Source organism: Actinoallomurus oryzae, from assembly GCF_039541955.1.
GTDB lineage: Bacteria > Actinomycetota > Actinomycetes > Streptosporangiales > Streptosporangiaceae > Actinoallomurus > Actinoallomurus oryzae.
The window spans coordinates 21,755-41,363 of record NZ_BAABHF010000022.1 but is presented as its reverse complement, the minus strand read 5'-3'; the positions used below and the strand labels follow the sequence as shown (position 1 = coordinate 41,363).

Below are 19,609 nucleotides of genomic sequence, written 5' to 3'. Positions count from 1 at the left end.
AGTGAACGACCCGACCACGCACCGCCTGTCCGACCGCCGGATCCTGATCACCGGTGCGGCCCGGGGCATCGGTGCCGCGCTGGCCCGCCGCCTGCACGAGCGCGGCGCACGCCTCGCTCTGGCCGGGCTCGAACCGGAGTTGCTGGAGAGCGTCGCCGCGTCCTGTGGCGACGCTCCCTGGCGGCACTGCGACATCGCCGACCGGGCGGGGGTCGAGGCGACGGTCGATGACCTGGCCGCCGAGCTCGGCGGGCTCGACGTCGTCGTGGCGAACGCCGGCATCGCCGCCCAGTGGCCGGTCCTCGACGGCGACCCGGAGGTGCTGGAGACGACGCTGCGCGTCAATGTGCTCGGCACGTACCACACGCTGCGCGCCGCCGGCCGGCACATCTCCCACCCCCACGGGTACGCCCTGGCGATCGCCTCGCTCGCCGCGGCCGTCCACGCGCCGCTGCTCGGCGCGTACAGCGCGTCGAAGGCGGCGGTCGAGGCGCTCGGGGACACGCTGCGGATCGAGCTGCGGCACACCGGCGCGAAGGTCGGCGTCGCCTACTTCGCCGAGCTGGACACCGAGATGACGCGGCGCGGCTTCGGCACGCGCGCCGCCGCCGCGATGGGCGGGCACCAGGGCACCTTCACCGGGGTGACGCCCCTGCGGGCGGGCGTCGACGCGCTGGAGCGCGGGATCACCCGCCGGTCCCGCCGCGTGTACGCGCCCCGCTGGGTCGGGCCGGTGCTGGTCGCGCCCGGCGTCGCCCAGCGCGTCGTGGAGAAGGTCGTACGCTCCCGCCTCCCGACCGCGCTGGAGATCGCCCGCAGCGAGCACCCGCCGTTCACCACCGAACAGCCATGAGGGTCCGGACCGGCCGGGATCCGTCCTCCGGCGGGAAAAGACTCACGGCACGGGTCGCGGCGGGCGGGGTGAGTCCGCTGGCCAGGGTCGTCGCGTACGGGGCCGGCCGGCGGGCGGGCACCGCTCCGGTGCGGCTCTTCCTCGTTCTCGGCCGGCACCGCCGGCTGTTCACCGGGTGGCTGCACTTCGCCGGCCGGCTGATGCCGGGCGGGATCCTGCCACGTCGCGAGACCGAGCTGGTCATCCTGCGCGTCGCTCACCTGTGCGGCTCGGCGTACGAGGTCGCGCACCACACGCGGCTGGGCCGCGCGGCCGGCCTGGGCGAGGCGGACCTGCGCCGGGTGGCCGACGGTCCCTCCGCGGACGGGTGGACGGCGCGAGAGCGCGCCCTCCTGGGCGCGGTGGACGCGCTGCACGCCGAGCAAGACCTGGACGAGGCGGCCTGGGCTGAGCTGAGCCGCCACCTGAACGAGCGGGAGAGGATCGAGCTGTGCCTGCTCGCCGGGCACTACGAGATGCTGGCCACGGTCATCCGGACGCTGCGGATCGAGCCGGATCCGCCCCGTCGCCGACCAGCCCGCGCAGCAGCCGCATCACTGGTTCGCGCAAGGTGGGCAGCTCGCGGTCGCGGCCGTGGACCAGCTCGGAGGCCACCAGCTGGCTGACCGCCCCGACCATCATCCGCGCGGCGAACCCGGGGTCCGGCAGCCGCTTCCAGGCGGGATCGTCGGCGAAGTTGTCCAGCAGGCTCTGGACGAAGCGCTCCTGCACGGCGAACCGCTTGCGCTGCGCCTCCGGGCCCGCGGCGTACGACTCCAGGAAGAACACCCGGGCGAACGTCGGCTCGGCGGCGAGTGTGCCGAGGTAGATCTCCAGCGCGTGGTCGAAGCACGACCACGCCCCCTCGTCGCGGGACAGCTCCTCCTCGAAGAACCGCTCCAGCACGAGCGAGCTCCGGTCCAGCACGGTCAAGAAGCAGTCTTGCTTGCCGGAGAAGTGCTGGTAGAACGTCTCGCGCGAGACCCGGCTCCGCTTGAGCACGTCCGCGACCGAGGTCTGGGCGTAGCCCTTCTCGGCGACGGACTCGGCCATCGCCAGCAGCATCCGCCCGCGCTGCGAGGTGCGCACGGCGTCGCGGGACAGATGGTGCCGTCCCCGGGGGAGCGTCGCGTACGGACCACGTTCGTCCACATTGCCAGCCTAGTGCCGCGTTAGGCCCCAGAAAACGTCACCGCGTCGGTCACTCCGCCCGGAGCCACGACCGACGGAGCGCCCGGTCAATATACGTCACTCGTTGACAGGAGCATAGCCGACAATGGAACTATAAGTCAGCCGTCGAGTTAAGGTGTCCGTATTGTTCTTCCTTGTGATACTTATTTGCTATGTCTTACTGCATGTATCACGGCTCCGGGAGTTCGCGTGGCGCGGCGTGATTCCGCCGAGCTGAATATCGTCGTCCGCCTGTCGATGGTCGTCGTCGGGCTGGCGCTCAACGGCGTCGGAATCGGTGCGCTCATCCAGGCCGGGCTGGGGCTCGGTGCCTGGGACGTCCTGCATCAGGGGCTGTCGGATCACACCGGCCTGAGCTTCGGTGTCGTGGTCATCCTGGTGACCGTCGCCGCGCTGATCCCCTGGTGGCCGCTCCGCGAGCGCCCGGGCGTCGGGACGATCCTCAATGTCTTCATCGCCGGAATCGTGATCGACTGGGTACTCGACTGGACCTCGTCGGCGCACGCGCTGTGGCTGCGCATTTCGCTGATGATCGCCGGAGTGGCGATATTCGCCCTGGGGCAGGGAATGTACCTGGCTCCGCGATTGGGGGCCGGTGCGCGTGAGGGTCTCATGACCGGAATAAATCGTAAATTCGGCATTTCCATCCGGCTCTCGCGCTTTCTGATCGAGGCGAGTGTGCTCGTCCTCGGCATCATTCTCGGTGGATCGATAGGACTGGGAACAGTGGTCTTCACCGTGGCCATCGGCCCGTCCGTGCAACTGGCCATGCGGATCTGCGGCTACCGGGAGCGGACCACCGGCGACGAGGTCACCGGGCCGGTCGCCGCCGGCGCGCCGGGACGCTAGAGCGCGACCTCGCCGGCCACCTCCGTACGCGCCACCACTCGGCCATGACGCCACACGATGCGGTCGGTCGGAGCACGGGCGACCGCATCGCCGGGGCCGTCGGCCCGCAGCGCCACCAGGTCCGCGACCGCGCCCGGCACCGGTCCCGCCGGCGGCAGGCCGAGCAGAGCGCGTGCCCGCGGTCCGACCATCGCCGTGGCCACGGACACCGGCTGGTGTCCCGCGGTCACCAGCAGGGAGGCGGTCTCGAGGGGGTCGCACCGGCCCATCGGGTTGAAGGGATCCTGGACGTTGTCGGATCCGGCCGCGACGGTGACCCCCGCCGTACGCAGGACGTCGATCGCGGTCAGACCGCGAACGCCGCGCCGCGCGCCCGACCGGCCCTGCAGGTACAGGTTCGTGGACGGCAGCGCGACGACGCCGACTCCGGCCGCCGCGACCTGCCCGGCGACCTCGCGCGCCCGCCCGGCGGGCAGGCTGCCCAGCGACACGCAGTGCGCCGCCGTCACCGGCACTTCATGCTCGCGCGCGTGGCGGGCGACCTCGGGCAGCGTCAGTACGGAAGGGTCGGTGGACTCGTCCACGTGCAGGTCCACGCCGCATCCGCGTTCGGCCGCGACCTCGAAGCAGGTCGCGAGGGCCTGGGCGGGGTCGGCCTCGATGCAGGGGTTCCCCCCGATCAGGTCGGCGCCCGCGTCCACCGCCCGACGCAGCAGGGCCCGATGGGCGGCCGCGCCGCCGTCCGGCACGGCCGCGTGCGCGACGACCTCCAGGCGGACCACGCCGGCGACGTCGTCCCGCAGGGCGGCGAGCACCTCGACGGCGGTGACGCCGGAGAGCGGTCCGCAGCCGGTCTGGCAGCGCACGACGGTGGTCCCGGCGGCGACGAATCGCCGCAGCGCCGACAGTGCCCGCGCGCGGATGTCGCCGGGCCGCAGGTCCGCGAAGACGCTCGAGTACCCGTCCATCGCGCCCGCGAGGTCGCCCGCGCGGTTGACCGTACGGTCGGCGGTGAACGCCTTGTCGAGATGGATGTGGGGCTCGGCGAAGGCGGGGAGCAGCAACCGGCCGTCGAGTTCCACGACCGGCTCACCGGGCAGCGGGGTGAGCGCGCCGACGGCCTGGACGACCCCGTCGCCGACACGCACGTCCGCCTTGCCGCCGTCGGCGAGGTACCCGCCGCGCAACAGCTCCGTCGCCGGGCGGTCCGGCGTCATCCCTTCACCCCGCCACCGGCGATCTGCGTGAGGTAACGCTGCAGGAACGCGAAGATGAGCACCACCGGAAGCGTCATCAGGACGCCGCCGGCGAGGAGCTGCCCCCAATCCGTGGTGTACTCACCGATGAGGGAGTCGAGGCCGACCGAGAGCGTCCGCTTCTGGTCGGTGTTGATGAAGGTGTTCGCATAGAGGAACTCATCCCACACCAGGATGATGCAGAAGGCGCCGGCCGCGGTGACGCCGGGCAGCGCCGGCGGCAGGAGCACGCGCCACAGTGCCCTGAAGTGACCGCAGCCGTCGATGAGGGCGGCCTCCTCGATCTCCACCGGCACGGTCAGGAAGTAGTTCCGCATCATCCAGACGCAGAACGGCAGCGCGAACGTCACGTACACGAGCACGAGCCCGTTGCGCGCGTCGAGCAGGCCGATGCTGCGCAGGATCTTGTACAGCGGAACCGCCATGAGGACGGCGGGGAACATCTGCATGCTGACGATCGACAGCAGCAGCAGGCGCTTCCCGGCGAACTTGAACCGCGCCAGGGCGTAGCCCGCGAGGATGGCGACGAACAGGGCGAGCACGGTGGTCACCACGGCGATGACCGCGCTGTTGACGAAGTACAGCAGGAAGTTGCCGCTCTCGAACAGGCTCGTGTAGTTCGTGAGGTAGAACTTCTTCGGCAGGACGTCGTTGACGACGCCGTTCAGCTCCTGCGGCTGTTTGAAGCTGGCCAGGAGCATGTAGAGGAACGGACCGGCGAAGACGAGCACGGCCACCACGGCGCTGACGTACGTCAGGATGCGGGATGCACGGAAGGCCTTCACGACTTGCTCCCCTTGCGTCCTTCGACGACATAGAAGTAGACGGAGCTGGTGATCAGCAGGAAGGCGAACAGGATCATCGCGATCGAGGCCGCGCGACCGAGATCGAACTCGGTGAACGCATAGCGGTAGGCGAGCGTCGTCAGCGTCTCGGTCGAACCGGCCGGCCCGCCCTTGGTGAACATCCAGATTCCGTTGAAGTTGTTGATCGAGTAGCCCACCGTCAGCAGGCCGGCCAGCGCGATCGAGGTACGGATGCCGGGGATCACGACGTAGCGGAGGCGCTGGATGCGGCCCGCGCCGTCCAGCATCGCCGCCTCGTGCAGCTCCTTCGGCACCGTCTGCAGGCCGGCCAGCAGGATCACCGCGACGAAGGGCGTCCACTTCCAGGTGCTCAGCAGGATCAGGACGGGCATCGCGGTCGACTGGTCGGCCAGCCACTGGGGTGAGGTCGACACGATCCCGAGGCCGGTCAGGAGCTGGTTGAGCGGCCCGGAGGTCGGGTCGAGCAGGTAGCGCCAGACCAGGGCCACCACGATGGACGGCACGACCCAGGGGATGATCACCACGCTGCGGAACACCGCGCGGCCCGCCAGCCGCTGATGCATCAGCAGGGCGAGCGCGAATCCCAGCACGAGCTGGAGCACGAGGTTCGCGGCGCCCCACACCACGGTGTGCCAGACGGCGGACAGCAGCGCGCCGTCGGTGAGGACGGATCGGTAGTTGTCCAGGCCGGCGAAGTGGTCGGCGTCCGGATGCGTCAGGACGTTGTGCTGGAAGCTGGTCCAGATCGCGTCGACGACCGGATAGCCGAGCACGCCGGCCATCAGGATGAGCGCCGGGGCCAGGTACCACCAGTGCGGCCGGACCCGCCGACGCCGGCGACGCACCGTCGCGGGCCGTTCCGCCCGGTTCGTCGCCGGCCTCTTGACGTGAGTCACTGCCATCTGACGCCTCTACTTGCCCGACAGCTTCTTGGTCGCCGCCGCCGCCGCGTCGGCCAGGGCCTTCTCGGGTGCCTTCTTCTTCTGGATCACCAGGTCCCAGGCGTCGGCCATGACGCCCCACTCGATGTCGCCCCAGGTCGGCACGGAGGGCCGCGACTTGGCCGTCGTGGCCTGCTCGGCGAAGACCTTGCGGGCCGGGTCGCCGGTGACGAACGCGGACCCGGTGACGTCGGTACGGGCCGGAATGCGCTTGTACCCGTCCTGGAGCACCTTCTCCTGCGCCGCTCCGGTGAGCCACGAGATGAAGCCCCACGCCAGGTCGGGGTCCTTGGCCGCGCTCGTGATGCCGACCGAGTTGCCGCCGAGCAGCGTGGCGCTCTGCTTGTGCTTCGGCAGCGGCACGACGCCGTACTCCAGACCCGGGTTGCCCTTGGCGAGCGGCGCGATCCCCCAGTCCCCGATGGCCATCATCGCGACCCGCTCGGTCATGAACGGCTGGATGTACTGGTCCCAGGAGTCGGTGACGCCGAGGAACGTGGGCGGCACGACCTTCTGGGTCAGGTACAGGTTCGCGTAGAAGTTCCAGGCCTCGACGCCCTCGGGGCTGTTGAAGGCGGCCTTGGTGCCCGAGGAGTCGAGGATCTGGCCGCCGTTCTGGAGCAGCCACGGCCAGAAGAGGAAGGACCCGTATCCCTTGGCTCCCAGCATGTAGCCGTACTGCTTGCCGCCTGTGAGCCGCCGGGCCGCCGCGAGCAGGTCGTCCCAGGTGGTGGGGGGCGCCGTGATGCCGGCCTTGCCGAACATCTTCTTGTTCCACAACAGCGCCACGTTGTTGGTGTCGTACGGCACCGCGTACGTCGCGCCGTTCACCGTCGCCGCGGCGATGTTGCCCGCGAAGAACTGCGAGGAGATCGGCTTGATCCGGCTCGTGAGGTCGACCAGCATCTTCGACGCACCGAGCTGCGGAACCTGCGACACGTCGACGAGGACGATGTCCGGCCCACCGCCGCCGGTGAGCGCCGTGGTGACCTTGTCGATCAGGTCGTTGGCCGGGAACCCCTGAACGGTCACCGACACGCCGTTCTTGGCCGCGTAGTCGCCGGCCGCCTTGCGCAGCGCGGAGCTCCCCGCGCCCGCGAACGTGGTCGACGCCCACAGCGTCAGGCTGCCCTTCTTACCCGCGCCCATGCCGCCGTTGTCGCCGCACGCGGCGAGGACGGCGGTCGCCGCGATCCCGCCCGCGGCGAACAGCACTCCGCGTCGGCTGAGCCGTCCCTGCGTGAAGCCGGAGCCCTGGGCCCCGGTGTCCTGCTCTTGCACTGCTCTGCCCTCCTGATGAGGCGCCGCTTGCCGCGACGGATCGGTTCCCCACCGCCATCAGTAGGACCGGGTCGCACTAGGACTCGGTCGAGATGAGCGGTCTCCATTGCCAGTCGTCGCTGTTCTCCCGGCCCGATCGGCGGGCCAGACCACGCGTCACCTCCCAGGCACGGTCCGCCAGCTCGGTCGCGTCGGCGCCCTCGAGCCGCCCGTCGCGTACGACGAGGCGGCCGTCGATCAGGACGTCGGCGACGTCGGTGCCGTGCGCCCGCTGGACGCAGGCCTGGAGCGGATCCGCGAGCGGCTGGAGCGCCGGCCGGTCGGTCCGCAGCGTGATGACGTCGGCGCGGTCGCCGGCGCGCAGCCGCCCGCTCACGGACTCGCCGATCGCCGCCGATCCGTCTCCGGTCGCCATCCGCAGCGTCGCCGCCGACGGGAGCGCGCCGGGGCGCCCGGCGGCCGATCCCTGCGCGTACACGGCCTGACGCATCTCGGTGAACAGGTCGTCCATGCCGTCGATGCCGAGGCACACGTTCACCCCGGCCTCGCGCAGGGCGAGCACCGGAGCGAAGCCCTTGGCCAGCCGGAGATGGTTGGACGGGCAGTACGCCACGGCGACCGAGTTCTCGGCGAGCAGCTCGATCTCGCGGTCCGACAGGTGCACGCAGTGGACCAGCACCGTTCCCGGCCGCAGGAAGCCGATCCGGTGCAGCAGCTCCACCGGCCGTACACCGTGCTCGGTCTGACAGCCCTCCACCTCGTCGAGCGACTCGGCGATGTGGGTGTAGAGCCGCAGGCCGGTGCGGTCGGCCGCCCGTACGGCGGCCTGATAGCCCTCGACCGAGGTCTGGCGCAGCGAGACGGGAGCGAGGTACAGGCGGTCGGCCGGCACCTCGTCGTCGGCCGCGGCGACCGCCCTCGCCACCTGGTCGTCGATGTCGTCGACCAGCGCCGCCGGACCGTTGGTCATCAGGCCGTAGGCGAGATGGGCGCGCAGGCCGACGTCGGCGTGGCCCGCGGCCACCGCGCCGAGCAGGCCCGGCCGGTGGAGCGGGTAGACGTGGTCGACGGCGGTCGTGACCCCGGACAGCACCATCCGCGCCGCGGCCAGCGCGGTCAGCCTCCGGTAGTCCTCAGGCGTCGCGACCTCGGACGCGAGCTGCGACGACCGGATCATCTCCGCCAGGCCGTTGGTGTCGCCGCGACGGGTCACCGGCAGCATCGAGCGCAGGTGATCGTGGGCGTTGACCAGCCCCGGCAGCACCAGGCGGCCCCGGGCGTCCAGCTCCGCCCCCGCCGCCGGGCCGGGGGAGCCGGCGATCACGCCGTCGCGAACCACGAGGTCGCCGGCGGCCGGGGCGTCGTACCCCGTCACCAGGGTGCCGCCGGTGATCAGCACGTCGTCTACCACTGTCCCTCCCGCACCGCGGCGATCAGACCGTCCCGGCCGGCGCCCGCGAGGTCGAAGTCGGCGAGCGTACGGCCGTCCGCCGCGAAGTCGGTCTCCGCGGCGATGCCGGCCAGGTGGATCAGACTGTCGATCGTCGGCGTCGCCACACCGAGCTCGTCGCCGAGAGACGCCATGAGCACGAGCGCGTACGGCACGTCCTCGGTGAGGTACCGGCTGGACAGCGCGCCGGGTCCGCAGGGGAACGTGCTGCCGCTGAAGGAGGAGGCTTGCAGCGTGGCGTGCAGCGTCGCCTCGCGCTTCGGCGCGAAGCCCTGTTCGACGAGGTAGTCGGCGTAGCCCGCGGTGTCGGTCAGGCCCAGCGCGCCGCGCAGCGCGAGGATCTCGTCGTCGACCTTCTCGATGACACGGGAGACCGCCGGGGTGGCGCCCTCGCCCCACAGCAGGAACGCGCCGGTACGGCCCTCGATGGCGCCGAGGTTGCAGATGATCGGCGGGACGTGGTCGATCGCGTTGAAGTTCAGCAGCGTCGTCTCCCACACGTTCTCCGCGGGACTCAGCCACGGCCAGATCTCGCAGGCGACGTCGACCAGCTTGTTGTTCACCGGCAGGCCGGCGACGCGCGTGCCGCCCGCCTTGCGGGACGCGGTGATCAGGGCGGGCCCGCGGACCCGGGCGCCGTAGGGCAGGCTGTTGGTCTCCGCGATGTCGACCGAGGGCCGCCGTCCCGCCCGGCGCAGCGTCGCGGCGAGGGTGAGCGCTCCGCCTCCTTCGCCCACCCACAGCACGGACTGCCCGTCGGTGAGCGTCCCGGTCAGCAGGTCGGCGAAGATCTGATGGCCGAAGGCCGGCACCGACACGACGATCAACGGTGCGCCCGCGACGGCGGACTTGGGGTCGGTGGTGGCGCCGGCGACGGGGGCCCGCGTCTCGCCGTGCCACGGACAGCGCAGCCGGATCCCGCCCTCGTGCGCGACCGCCTGCACGCCGGCGGCGAACTTCGGGAAGTCGGCGAGTGTCACCGACACGCCCGCCAGGGACAGCTCGACCGCGCAGGACAGCGCGCCGGCTCCGGAACCGAGGACGACGGCGGACTGGGGGATGCTCATCGGACTACCGCTTTCGCTAGGTCGGTCAGGTGCCGGGTGGCGGTGGGCAGGTCGCCGCCGTCGACGGAGAGGATCACCTCGTCCACGCCCGAGGCGGCCAGCTCCTCCAGCCGGTCGCCGAGGTGTCCCGAGGACCCGGCGATGCAGAAGGCGTCGACCATCTCGTCGGTGACGAGGCCCTGCGCGGCGGCGCGGTCGCCCGAGCGCAGCGCGGCGCGCAACCGGGCCACGGCGCCGGCGTCGAGCCCGTACACGTCGATGAGCTCGTCGGCGTACGAACCGCCGGCCATGGTCATGCAGCGGGGACGGAGCGCGTCGCGCGCTCGCGCCTGGTCCTCATCGATCTGCACGTCGAGCATGAGGACGACGGCGGGGCGCCGGTCGGCCTCGGCGACGCCCATCCGGTCGATGACGTAGGAGATGTGCCGCGAGGACAGGCCGTGTGTGATCACGCCGTCCGCGACGCGACCGGCCAGCCCCAGCATCTTCGGTCCGCGCGCGGCCAGGTAGACGGGCGTGGCGCGGGGCTCGAAGCGCAGGGCGGCGCCGTGCGCGCGGAAGGTCTCGCCCTCGACGTCGGCCCGGCCGGCGAAGACGCCGCGCACGATCTCCACCGCCTCGGCGGTGAGCCCGAGCGGGCGGCGGGACCGGATGCCCAGCTCGCTGGCGAACTCATATCCTCCGGCGCCGAGGCCGAGGATGAAACGGCCGTCACTGATCTCGGCCAGCGACGCCGCGCTGCTCGCGAGCAGCGCCGGGTGGCGGAGCAACGGGCTGACCACGGCGGTTCCCATGGTGATCCGGCTGGTCGCCGTCGCCATCAGCGCCAGGGCGCCGGTCGCGTCCCGGTGGAAGTAGTGGTCGGCGACCCAGACGCCGTCGAATCCCAGGTCCTCGGCGCGGTGTGCCAGCTCGGCCGCTTCGGTGATCGGTCGGTCCAGCCGTACGGTGGCTGTCCGTCTCATTCGGTGCCCTTCTCACTCACTCCGGGCTCTCCCGCCCGGTCGTTCTCGGTTTCCTCGTCCACTCCGAGCAGGAGCGCCTCGGCCAGCGCCCCGGCGAGCGCCGCTCGCCGGTAGCCGGCCGACGCGCGCAGGTCGCTGATCGGCCGGATGTCGTCGTTGATCGCCTCGGTGGCCTCGGCGATGACGTCGCGGGTGGGGACGCGCCCCTCGATCGCCCGTTCGGCGTTCGGGCAGCGGACCACTACCGGGGCCACCGCTCCGGCGGCCAGCCGGACGCCGGTGAGGGCGCCGTCGGACCGCCGTGACCAGCACCAGGCGAGGTTGACGATGGAGATCGCCAGCGCCCGGCGTCCCGCCACCTTCCGGAACCCCGCCACCTCCCCGGGCCGCCAGGGCACGTCGACCGAGACGATCCACTCGCCGGGGCGCAGGCCCGTACGGCGCGGCGCCGTCGCCAGGTCGGCCACCGGGACCCGCCGGTCTCCGCCGGGCCCGCGCAGCGCGGCGATGCCGCCGACCGCGACCAGCGGCGGCACGGTGTCGGCGGCCGGCGAGGCGTTGGAGATGTTGCCGCCCAGGGTCGCCCGGTTGCGGATCTGCCCCGACGCGAAGCAGGCGATCGCCGCGCGCAGTCCCGGCAGCCGGTCGCCGAGCCCGGCCGCGACGGCGGACAGCGGCGCCAGTGCCGACAGGCGCAGAGCCTCACCGGTGTCGTGCACGGGCGGCGGTGCGTCGGCGAGCCGGGAGATGTCGGCCATCGGCCCGGTACGGGCGCCGGCGCGCCGCTGCACCAGCAGGTCGGTGCCGCCGGCCAGCAGCGTCACCTCCGGGTCGATCCGATCGACCTCGGCCATGGTGCGGGGCTGCAACAGCACGGTCGCGGCTCCCGGCGCGGTCATCGGGTCGCCTCGCGTACGGCTCGGGCGATCGCGCCATAGCCGGTACACCGGCACAGGTTGCCCTCCAGACCGGCGCGCATCTGCTCGTCGGTCGGCGCGGGATGCTCGGCCACCAGGGCGGACGCCGACACCACCATCCCGGCGACGCAGAAACCGCACTGCACCGCCTGGCGCCGTACGAACGCCTCCTGCACGGCACGGCCGGTGGCGCCCGACGCGACGCCCTCCACGGTGGTCACCTCGCCGTCGCCGACCTGGCCGACCAGCACCAGGCAGGAGCACACGGGGGAGCCGTTCATCAGCACCGTGCAGCTGCCGCACTCGCCCATGCCGCAGCCCTCCTTGGCGCCGATCAGGCCGAGGTCGTCGCGGAGGTAGTCGATCAGCCGCGCCGCGGCGTCGGGCGGGTCGACCGGAACACCGTTGACCTTCACTGCGGCCCCCTTTCTTGCGCGCGCAGGGCGGTGAGCAGCCGTTCGGGGGTGATGGGGAGCCGGTCGGACCGTACGCCGACCGCGTCGGCCACGGCCGCCGCGACCGCGGGGCCGGTCGGCACGATCACCACCTCGGCCATGCCCTTGGCTCCCATCGGACCGGTCGGTTCGTCACCGCCGACGAGACGGGTACGGATCGGTGGAACGTCGCGGATCGTGGGGATCAGGTAGTTCTCCAGGCTCTGCGTCACCGGCCGGCCGTCCACGAGCCGGTACTCCTCCATCAGCGCCAGGCCGAGGCCCTGCGCCACGCCGCCCTCCGCCTGCCCCACCACGGCACCGGGGTTGATCGCGCGGCCGCAGTCGACGGCGCAGACGACTCCGGCCACCCGGATCTCGCCGGTGAGCTCGTTGACCTCCAGGCGGACGACCTGGGCGGAGCATCCGTAGACCCGATGGGGCGCGTAGTTGCCGAGCCGTTCGGGGTCGATCATCCCGGGGTCCGCGACGTCCGGCAGCGTGAAGGTGGCCTCGAACTCGGCCCGGCCCTCGGACACCAGCCGGCCGGCGCCGAGTGCCAGGTCGGACGCGCCGACGTCCTCCAGCGCCTCCAGGAGCCGCCGGCACACCGCCGCGACCGCGGAGCCGCCGGCGTACATGCTGCGCGACGCCGCGGTCGCGCCGGACTCGGGCACGAGCTGGGTGTCGTCGACGACGACGTCGATGCGGCCGGGGTCGACGCCGAGCACGTCGGCGGCGATCTGCCGGTAGGCGACGTCGATGGCCTGACCGGTGTGGTTGGGGCCGGCCCAGATCCGTACCCGCCCGTCGACGGAGACGATCAGGCGGGCCCGGGCGGCGTCGCCGCGCCCGCTCCCGAGCCCGACGCCCTTGATGGCGAGCGCGATCCCGGTGCCGCGGCGCCACGGCGGCCGGGCCCGCCGCCGCCACTCCGCGCGGGTGACCCACCAGTCGTCGGTGGCCGCCGCGGTCAGTGTCTCGGCGACGCGCAGCCCGGGGGTGACGGGATGGCCGTACAGGCCGTGCCGGTCACCGCCGCGCAGCACGTTGCGCAGCCTGAGGTCGACCGGGTCGATGCCGAGCTCGGCGGCGGCCTGGTCGATCGCGGTCTCCAGCGCGAACGCCACCTGCGGCACGCCGTAGCCGCGGAACGCGCCGGCGTTGGCGTTGTTGGTGTAGACGACCTGCCCGTCGAAGCGAGCGACGGGCACGCGGTAGGGGCCCACCGACATCTCGGCGGAGGTCTTGAGCACGTTGGGCCCCGAGGTGACGTACGGCCCGGTGTCGGCGATCGCCGTCATGTCGCTCGCCGCGATGCGGCCGTCGCGGCCGAACCCGATCCGCACCGAGGTGTGGAACGGATGCCGTTTCGGCCCCGCGACCATCACCTCCTCGCGGCTCATCCGCAGGTGCACGGGTGCGCCCGCGGCGCGGGCGAGCAGGGCGAGGAACACCGGCATCGGGTCGTCGTTGCGGGCGCCGAACGCCCCGCCGACCGGCCCGGACACGAGGCGGACATCCTCCAGCCCGATCCCGAGCGCCCGCGCCACCTTGCGCCGGTGCAGCCCCGGGTTCTGCGAACCGCACCAGATGGTCACCTGGCCGGCCTCCCAGAGCGCGACGCCGCCCGGCGGCTCGATGGCGACGTGCTCCTGAGCCGGGGTGGACACCACCCGTTCCACCACGGTGTCGGCGTCCGACAGTGCGCGTTCGACGTCGCCCGAGGCGAATCCGATGCGGCCGGCGACGTTGCCGCCGTCGTGCAGCCGGGGAGCGTCCGGGGCCAGCGCCGCGTGGGCGTCGCCGACGACCGGCAGCGGCTCCACGTCGACCACGATGGCGTCGGCGGCGCGCCGGGCGGTGCCCGCGTCCACCGCCGCCACCAGTGCGATGGCCTCGCCGACCTGCCGGACCTGCTCGTCCGCGAGGACCGGGCCGTCCGCCTCGGTCGGGCCGAGGAGGTTGAACGGCACGTCGGCGCCGACGAGCACGCACCGCACGCCGGCCATCTTCGCCGCGACCGTCGTGTCGATTCCGGCGATGCGGCCGTGTGGGACCGCCGACCGGGTCACGGCGCCGTGCAGCATTCCGGGCAGCCGCCGGTCCGTGACGTACTCAAGGCGTCCCGACACGACCTCGTGGGCGTACGCGCCGGGAATCGAGCGGCCTACCTGCGAATTCTCGGTCGTGGTCGAGGCGGGAGACGTGGCGGTCATCAGGGCTCCTCGTCAGTGCGGTGACCGGAACCGGGATTACATACACGTGAGGTGACGCGGTACGGTGCAGCCGCAGCCGACTTTCGTTCGCTCGGCTGACAAATGTGGAGGAGCGCGCCGTGAAGATCACCGACGTCCGCTGTGTCGAGTACACCGGCTCGATGCCCCACCCCGGGCCGCTGTGGGAACAGCGCCTGCGCCGGCCCGCCGACATCTACCCCGACGTCGCCGCGATCGGCCCGCGGCAGCTTCCCGAGCGGGAGGACGGCGGTCTCGAAGTGCGCTCGATCTTCCTGCACGTCGACACCGACGAGCAGGTCACCGGGACGACGGCCGTGCTCTCGGCGGACCAGGCGCAGTGCGTCATGGGCACGCTGCGCCCGCTGCTCATCGGGGCCGATCCGCTGGCCACCGAGAAGCTCTGGGACCTCGGATACCGGTCGATGATCCACGGCCGCGCCGGCACCGGCATGCTCGCCCTGTCGGCGGTGGACTGCGCGCTGTGGGACGTTCGCGGGCAGTACTTCGGCGTCCCGAGCCATGTCCTGCTCGGCGGGCCGACCCGTGACGACGTGCCCGCGTACGTCTCGACCCTCGGCGACTCGCTGGCCGTCGACGACGTCGCGCGCCGTACGAGAGAGCTGGTCGAGGCGGGGTTCCGCGGCATCAAGTGGTTTCCGCGCTGGGGACCCGACCACGGCCACGCCGGTGTCGGCAAGGTGGTCGAGCTCGTCGCGACGGTACGCGAGGCGGCGGGGCCCGACGTCGAGATCATGCTGGACGCCTGGAGTTCGTGGGACATCCCCTTCACGGTGGCGGTCGCGCGGGAGACCGAGGCCCTGCGGCTGCGCTGGATCGAGGAACCGTTGCCCGCCGACGACACCGCGGGCTACGCCTCGCTGCGCCGCCTGCTCGGCGGCCGGGTGCAGATCGCCGGTGGCGAGCACGAGTACACGCGCTGGGGCATCGGTCGCCTGCTGCGCGAGGACCTGCTCGACCTCTACCAGGCCGACCCGCACTGGGGCGGCGGGATCAGCGAGATGACGCGGATCGGGGCGCTCGTCTCGGCCGCCGGCCGGCCGTTCATCCCGCACGGTCAGTCGTTGCAGTGCAACGCGGCGCTGACCTTCGCCGCGAGCCCGGGACTGATCCCCGAGATGGAGTACCTCCGCCGGCTCGCGCCGCTCTACCAGCACTTCCTGGCGCACCCGATCCGTCCCGAGGGCGGTCGCATCGCCGCGCCGACCGCGTCCGGCCTCGGGATGAGCCTCGCCGCCGACCGCATTCTCGACGCCCGTCCGCTCGGCTGACCCCTCATACCCCCAAGGAGAGAGAACACCGTGACCGAGATCATCGCCTGCCTGTCCGCCTACGACGAGCAGCTCGTGCGCGAGCTCGCCGGAACCGACCGCGTCGAGGTCCGTACGGCGTCCGGTTCGGGCGACCCCGCCGAGCTGGCCGCGCTGGTCAAGGGCGCGGACATCGTGATCGCCGACGCGGCCCGCCGGTACGTCCTGGACGCCGCCGCGATCGACGCGATGGATCGCTGCCGGTTCATCCAGCAGCCCTCCGTCGGCTACGACACCGTCGACGTCGGCCGGGCCGCCGAGCGCGGGATCCCGGTCGCCAACGCGCCCGGCTACAACGCCGCCGCGGTCGCCGACTGGGTGATCATGGCCACGCTCGTCGTCCTGCGGAACGGCCTGGCCGCCGACGGCATCATGCGTGGGGGCGGGTTCGACGCCATGCCGCTCGGCAACGAGCTCGGCGACCGCACGGTCGGCCTGGTCGGCATGGGCGCCGTGGGCCGCGCCGTGTTCGAGCGGCTGCGCGGCTTCGGCTCCACCGTCGTGTTCACCGATCCGGCTCCCCGCCAGGTCGACGGGGCGCGCCAGATCGGACTGGACGAGCTGCTCGAGGTCGCGGACGTCGTCAGCCTGCACCTGCCGCTGAGCGACGACACCCGGGGCATCATCGGGGCCGGCGAGCTCGCCCGCATGCGCGACGGGGCCGTGCTGGTGAACGCGGCCCGCGGCGGTCTGGTCGACCACGACGCGCTCGCCGACGGCCTGCGCGCCGGGCGCCCGGCGGCCGCCGCGCTCGACGTCTTCGAGCCCGAACCACTCGGGGCGGACTCCCCGCTGCGGTCGTTGCCGAACGTCTACCTGTCCCCGCACATCGCCGCCGGGACCTGGCAGGCCCGCCGGCGGGTCCGGGGCATGGTGGGCGAGAACCTGCGGCGTGTGCTGGCCGGCGAGCCCCCGCGGTACGTCGTCAACACCTGACCGCACGCTCCGAGGGGGCGCCCCGGCAGCCGTACGACGGTGGCCGTCGGCCGAGGTCGTCATGACGCCAGCCAGTCCAGCGCCACGGCCGCGGTCCACGACTGCGAACGGCTGCCGAGCGCCTCTCCGGTGAAGGGCTCGTAGTACTCGGCGAAACGCAGGTCGCCGAGCTGGCGCAGCGACTCCTCGCGCAACTGCCCTTCCAGCGCCTCGTCTCCGCGCCGTCGCGCCGCCCAGCCGAACAGCCAGGTGATCACCGGCCACTGCGGCCCCCGCCAGTACTGGCGCGGGCGGAACTCCGGGGAGGTGGGGGACGTGCTCGGCGGCACCGCGTGCCGCAGGTCGGGGTGCCCGCACCACTCGGGGCCGAGCAGCAGCTCCCGCTGGCGCCGCACCACGGCGACGTCGCCGCCGCACAGCAGCGGCGCGAACCCCCCGATGGTCGCGGTCGGCAGCCAGGCGCCGGTTCGCAGGTCACGGTCCTGGGCCAGCCCGCTCCGCGGTGACACGGCCGCGATGACGCCGGAGCGGAACCGGGCGGCGATCTCCTCCATGTCCCGCGCGTCGCGATGGCGGCCGGCGCCCGCGGCGAGCTCGGCCAGGATCTCGCTGGACAGCGCGAGCAGCGCCGAGGCGAAGACGTCGGCCACCCGGAAGTCGATGGTGCGCCGGATCGCCTCCTCGTCGTAGCGGGCGGCGACCATCTGGTCGACCAGCCAGATGTAACGCCGGTACTCCGCGTCCGTGGGCCGCTCGGCCGCATCGGTGACGTGAGTGGTGTCGTTCCGGGTGAACGGCTCCATCTCGCCGGCGTCCACCCGTGAGTACGGCGCGTCCCAGCGTGGCGAGTTGTCCATCCCGGACTCCCAGCTGTGGTGGATCTCGACCAGGCCGGAGCCCTCCGGGTCGCGCGACGTCGCCAGCCACCGGTGCCAGGCCAGCCAGCCGTCGAGGCTCTCGGTCAGGAACTCCTCGGCGGCGCGCCGGTCGGCCCCACCACGCCGCCGCGCCTGGTCGAGAATGCGGGCGACCGCGACGCTATGCACGGGCGGTTGACAAATTCCGGAGGTCTGCACGCCCGCCGGCGCGTCGCTCGCGACCGCGGTGCGCCAGCGTTCGGGGCCGGGGAAGTAGCCGGGCGCGGTGTCGAACACGATGTGCGGGATCATCCCGCGGCGCCACTGCGCGGTCAGCAGTGACGACATCTCGGTGATGGCGCGGGAAACCGACAGGTGAGAGAGGCCGATCGCGATGAATGCCGTGTCCCAGCTCCACTGGTGCGGGTAGAGCTCCGGAGCGGCGACCGTCAGATGACCCAGATCGTTGCGGCGGAGGACATCGGCGGCGGCATCGCCGAGGCGAGCCGTCCCGGCCGTGTCGTCTTCCAACGGCTCCTGCGCGGTTCGATGCACTAAGGCTCCCAAATGCCCCGGCGGTTCTGTATGATCGCCGAACATAATGACCCGCCATCTCGCCGGTCAAGAGTGCAATGGGGAGGAAATGTCCGTCTGTGGCAGTCGTAGGTAGCACCGATGACCCGACCGGCTCACCGTCCCATCCGCCGGCTCCGCCGCAGGACACCCCTGCCGAGCCGGCCGCCTCGGCACCCGAGCCGACCACCTCAGCAGACGGGCCGACCGCTTCAGCAGGCGGGCCGGGCGCCTCAGGAGGCGGGCCGGGCGCCTCAGGAGGCGGGCCGGGCGCCTCGGCAGGCGGGGCGGCGACGAGACCGCCTGGCGGCGAAGGGGCGACCAGGCCCGACCTGGCCGGTGCCGCCTCGCCCGGCCACCTGCTCGCCCTGATCCGTACCCGGCCGGGCTGGACCCGTCAGCAGTTGCTCACCGCCACCGGGATGTCGCGGACCACCCTCTTCGAACGCCTCGATCAGCTGTTCCGCGCCGGGTTGGTCTATGAGTCCGGATCGACCGGAGCGACGGTGGGCCGCCCGGCCCGCCTGGTGCGTTTCGACGACCGCAACCGGGTCGCGCTGATCTTCGACCTCGGTCAGACGCACGGGCGCATCGCCGTCGCCGACCTGTTCGGACGCACGCTGCGGATGGCGACGCTGCGGCTGAACATCGCCCAGCCCCCGGACCGGTTGCTGCCCGACCTGCTGGACCGCGCCGACAAGCTCCTGCGAGTGGATGAGAACGCGCAGGTCGTCGGCGTCGGCATGGGCATTCCCGGGCCGGTCGACGTCGCCACGGGCCGACTCGGCGCGAGTACGACGATGCCGGGCTGGGAGGACTACGCGATCAAGGACGTGGTGCGTTCTCGCTGGGACGTGCCCCTGCTGATCGAGAATGACGCACGCGCCTTCGCCCGGGGAGAGGCGTCGGCGAGCGGCGGACGGGGCATCCTGCTCGCGGTCAAGTACGCCAGCGGCATCGGCGCCGGCATCGTCGTCAACGGCGAGGTGATCGGGGGTGCCGACGGCGCGGCCGGCGACATCGGCCACATCCGCGTGTCGGACGAGGGGCCGGTGTGCCGGTGCGGACGCCAGGGCTGCCTGGCCGCCTGGGCCTCGGGCTGGTCGTTGCTGGACCAGCTCGCCGACCAGGGTGTGCACACGCTCGACGACGTCGTTCAGATGCACACCCACAACCCCGCGGTGATCGCCGCTCTGCGCGCCGGCGCCGAACGCCTCGGCCGGGTTCTCGCCGCCGTCGTCGCGACGGTCAACCCCGACACGCTGGTGCTCGGCGGCATCCTCGGGCAGCTTCCCCTCGTGGCCGAGGAAGTGGAGCGATGGGTACGGGCCGACGCGGTCGAGCGGACGATGCAGAAACTGCGGGTGATCACGTCCCGCAGCGGCGACGACAGCGCGACCGTGGGACTCACCCTGATGGTGGCCCAGCACGTGCTGGCCGCATCGGCGATCGACGCGGCCCTCGGCGTCGGCTGACCCCGGCGTCTGCTTGAACCGGGCGTCGGCTGACCCTGACCTGGCTGAACCCGGCGTCGGGTGAACTCGGTCAGCCCGGCGTTCGTCTCCCGTACCTCGTCCTCGGCGACGGCGATGAACTCGTGCGGAC

17 protein-coding genes and 1 pseudogene are annotated in these 19,609 nt (G+C 72.5%); 6 read left to right on the top strand and 12 right to left on the bottom strand.

Going from position 1 to position 19,609, the window contains the following annotated elements:
- Position 1 precedes the first annotated feature (1 nt).
- Together ABEA10_RS19030 and ABEA10_RS19025 are read left to right on the top strand one after the other, a co-directional pair.
- Complete coding sequence (locus ABEA10_RS19030; protein WP_345465465.1) at positions 2–853, top strand: SDR family NAD(P)-dependent oxidoreductase; 852 nt, start codon at positions 2–4, stop codon at positions 851–853.
- A complete protein-coding gene (locus ABEA10_RS19025) occupies positions 850–1,518 on the top strand; it encodes a carboxymuconolactone decarboxylase family protein (protein WP_345465463.1) in 669 nt (222 codons plus the stop codon). The genes ABEA10_RS19030 and ABEA10_RS19025 overlap by 4 nt, the downstream gene beginning before the upstream one ends.
- 316 nt (positions 1,519–1,834) lie before the next feature.
- Here the strand turns inward: ABEA10_RS19025 and ABEA10_RS19020 are convergent.
- Positions 1,835–1,945, bottom strand: a pseudogene (locus tag ABEA10_RS19020) (TetR/AcrR family transcriptional regulator); the annotation flags it as partial.
- 327 nt (positions 1,946–2,272) lie between these two features.
- On the opposite strand from ABEA10_RS19020, the gene ABEA10_RS19015 reads away from it, so the two are divergent.
- Positions 2,273–2,932, top strand: a complete 660-nt coding sequence (locus ABEA10_RS19015) for a YczE/YyaS/YitT family protein (RefSeq protein ID WP_345465461.1) — start codon at positions 2,273–2,275, stop codon at positions 2,930–2,932.
- Here the strand turns inward: ABEA10_RS19015 and ABEA10_RS19010 are convergent.
- From ABEA10_RS19010 to ABEA10_RS18965, 10 genes are all read right to left on the bottom strand, one after another.
- Positions 2,929–4,149: an amidohydrolase family protein gene (locus ABEA10_RS19010; protein ID WP_345465459.1), complete on the bottom strand. Its 1,221-nt coding sequence runs from the start codon at positions 4,147–4,149 to the stop codon at positions 2,929–2,931. The two genes, ABEA10_RS19015 and ABEA10_RS19010, sit on opposite strands and share 4 nt — an antisense overlap.
- A complete protein-coding gene (locus tag ABEA10_RS19005) occupies positions 4,146–4,973 on the bottom strand; it encodes a carbohydrate ABC transporter permease (protein ID WP_329246788.1) in 828 nt (275 codons plus the stop codon). Before ABEA10_RS19005 ends, ABEA10_RS19010 begins: the two co-directional genes overlap by 4 nt.
- Positions 4,970–5,917 carry a carbohydrate ABC transporter permease gene (locus ABEA10_RS19000; RefSeq protein ID WP_345465454.1) on the bottom strand — a complete coding sequence of 316 codons (948 nt, stop codon included), beginning with the start codon at positions 5,915–5,917 and terminating at the stop codon, positions 4,970–4,972. The genes ABEA10_RS19005 and ABEA10_RS19000 overlap by 4 nt, the downstream gene beginning before the upstream one ends.
- A gap of 9 nt (positions 5,918–5,926) precedes the next feature.
- Positions 5,927–7,237: an ABC transporter substrate-binding protein gene (locus ABEA10_RS18995; protein WP_345465452.1), complete on the bottom strand. Its 1,311-nt coding sequence runs from the start codon at positions 7,235–7,237 to the stop codon at positions 5,927–5,929.
- A 76-nt stretch (positions 7,238–7,313) separates the two neighbouring features.
- Positions 7,314–8,648: an amidohydrolase family protein gene (locus ABEA10_RS18990; RefSeq protein WP_345465450.1), complete on the bottom strand. Its 1,335-nt coding sequence runs from the start codon at positions 8,646–8,648 to the stop codon at positions 7,314–7,316.
- Positions 8,642–9,754, bottom strand: a complete 1,113-nt coding sequence (locus ABEA10_RS18985) for an NAD/NADP octopine/nopaline dehydrogenase family protein (protein WP_345465448.1) — start codon at positions 9,752–9,754, stop codon at positions 8,642–8,644. The genes ABEA10_RS18990 and ABEA10_RS18985 overlap by 7 nt, the downstream gene beginning before the upstream one ends.
- On the bottom strand, positions 9,751–10,719 hold the full coding sequence (locus ABEA10_RS18980; protein WP_345465446.1) for an LLM class flavin-dependent oxidoreductase: 969 nt from the start codon (positions 10,717–10,719) through the stop codon (positions 9,751–9,753). Before ABEA10_RS18980 ends, ABEA10_RS18985 begins: the two co-directional genes overlap by 4 nt.
- Positions 10,716–11,618: an FAD binding domain-containing protein gene (locus tag ABEA10_RS18975; protein WP_345465444.1), complete on the bottom strand. Its 903-nt coding sequence runs from the start codon at positions 11,616–11,618 to the stop codon at positions 10,716–10,718. Before ABEA10_RS18975 ends, ABEA10_RS18980 begins: the two co-directional genes overlap by 4 nt.
- Entirely contained in the window at positions 11,615–12,052 is a 438-nt protein-coding gene (locus ABEA10_RS18970; protein ID WP_345465442.1) for a (2Fe-2S)-binding protein, read from the bottom strand. Before ABEA10_RS18970 ends, ABEA10_RS18975 begins: the two co-directional genes overlap by 4 nt.
- Positions 12,049–14,289, bottom strand: coding sequence for a xanthine dehydrogenase family protein molybdopterin-binding subunit (locus ABEA10_RS18965; RefSeq protein WP_345465440.1), 2,241 nt, complete (start codon positions 14,287–14,289; stop codon positions 12,049–12,051). The genes ABEA10_RS18970 and ABEA10_RS18965 overlap by 4 nt, the downstream gene beginning before the upstream one ends.
- Positions 14,290–14,408: 119 nt before the next feature.
- Between ABEA10_RS18965 and ABEA10_RS18960 the strand changes: the two genes are divergently transcribed.
- Entirely contained in the window at positions 14,409–15,599 is a 1,191-nt protein-coding gene (locus ABEA10_RS18960) for an enolase C-terminal domain-like protein (protein WP_345465438.1), read from the top strand.
- 30 nt (positions 15,600–15,629) lie between these two features.
- Positions 15,630–16,574, top strand: coding sequence for an NAD(P)-dependent oxidoreductase (locus ABEA10_RS18955; protein WP_345465436.1), 945 nt, complete (start codon positions 15,630–15,632; stop codon positions 16,572–16,574).
- A gap of 59 nt (positions 16,575–16,633) precedes the next feature.
- On the opposite strand, the gene ggh is transcribed toward ABEA10_RS18955, so the two are convergent.
- Positions 16,634–17,962 carry a glucosylglycerate hydrolase gene (ggh, locus tag ABEA10_RS18950; protein WP_345465434.1) on the bottom strand — a complete coding sequence of 443 codons (1,329 nt, stop codon included), beginning with the start codon at positions 17,960–17,962 and terminating at the stop codon, positions 16,634–16,636.
- A 122-nt stretch (positions 17,963–18,084) separates the two neighbouring features.
- Between ggh and ABEA10_RS18945 the strand changes: the two genes are divergently transcribed.
- Entirely contained in the window at positions 18,085–19,479 is a 1,395-nt protein-coding gene (locus ABEA10_RS18945; protein ID WP_345465432.1) for an ROK family transcriptional regulator, read from the top strand.
- Positions 19,480–19,609: the final 130 nt, after the last annotated feature.

Excerpts from the sequence above, each read along its gene's own strand:
- ABEA10_RS18975 (WP_345465444.1), bottom strand. The coding sequence starts at position 11,618 with ATGACCGCGCCGGGAGCCGCGACCGTGCTGTTGCAGCCCCGCACCATG.
- ABEA10_RS19010 (WP_345465459.1), bottom strand. The coding sequence starts at position 4,149 with ATGACGCCGGACCGCCCGGCGACGGAGCTGTTGCGCGGCGGGTACCTC.
- ABEA10_RS18980 (WP_345465446.1), bottom strand. The coding sequence starts at position 10,719 with ATGAGACGGACAGCCACCGTACGGCTGGACCGACCGATCACCGAAGCG.
- ABEA10_RS19000 (WP_345465454.1), bottom strand. The coding sequence starts at position 5,917 with ATGGCAGTGACTCACGTCAAGAGGCCGGCGACGAACCGGGCGGAACGG.
- ABEA10_RS18985 (WP_345465448.1), bottom strand. The coding sequence starts at position 9,754 with ATGAGCATCCCCCAGTCCGCCGTCGTCCTCGGTTCCGGAGCCGGCGCG.
- ABEA10_RS19025 (WP_345465463.1), top strand. The coding sequence starts at position 850 with ATGAGGGTCCGGACCGGCCGGGATCCGTCCTCCGGCGGGAAAAGACTC.
- ABEA10_RS18965 (WP_345465440.1), bottom strand. The coding sequence starts at position 14,289 with ATGACCGCCACGTCTCCCGCCTCGACCACGACCGAGAATTCGCAGGTA.